Annotated in this window: 1 protein-coding gene; it reads left to right on the top strand. The window is 60.4% G+C overall.

Annotated features, from left to right (window positions below; all coding sequences use genetic code 11):
• The coding region (locus SOP95_RS31570; protein ID WP_323609524.1) for a GntR family transcriptional regulator at window positions 1-490 on the top strand (490 nt) is incomplete at both ends.

Below are 490 nucleotides of genomic sequence, written 5' to 3' on the forward strand. Positions count from 1 at the left end.
GAAAGTCCGGCGCCCTTGTATGCCCGCGTCAAACAGATGATCAGCCAGCAGATTCTCAACGGCAACTGGCCACCCCATTACCGCGTGCCGTCCGAGAGCGAACTGGTCAGCCAGCTGGGTTTCAGCCGCATGACCATCAACCGCGCCCTGCGTGAACTCACCGCCGAAGGGTTGCTGGTTCGCATGCAAGGCGTCGGCACCTTTGTCGCCGAGCCCAAGAGCCAGTCGGCCCTGTTCGAAGTGCACAACATTGCCGATGAGATCGCCTCGCGCGGTCATCGACATACCTGCCAGGTCATCCACCTCGGCGAAGAGGCCGCCGGTTCCGAGCGTGCTGTCGCGTTGGAGATGCGTGAAGGCGGGCGTGTTTTCCATTCGTTGATCGTGCACTTCGAAAACGACATTCCCGTGCAAATCGAAGACCGCTTCGTCAATGCCCTGGTCGCGCCGGAATACCTGCAGCAGGATTTCACCCAGCAAACGCCGTATG

This window comes from Pseudomonas sp. YuFO8 (assembly GCF_035065025.1).
GTDB classification, from domain to species: domain Bacteria; phylum Pseudomonadota; class Gammaproteobacteria; order Pseudomonadales; family Pseudomonadaceae; genus Aquipseudomonas; species Aquipseudomonas putida_AE.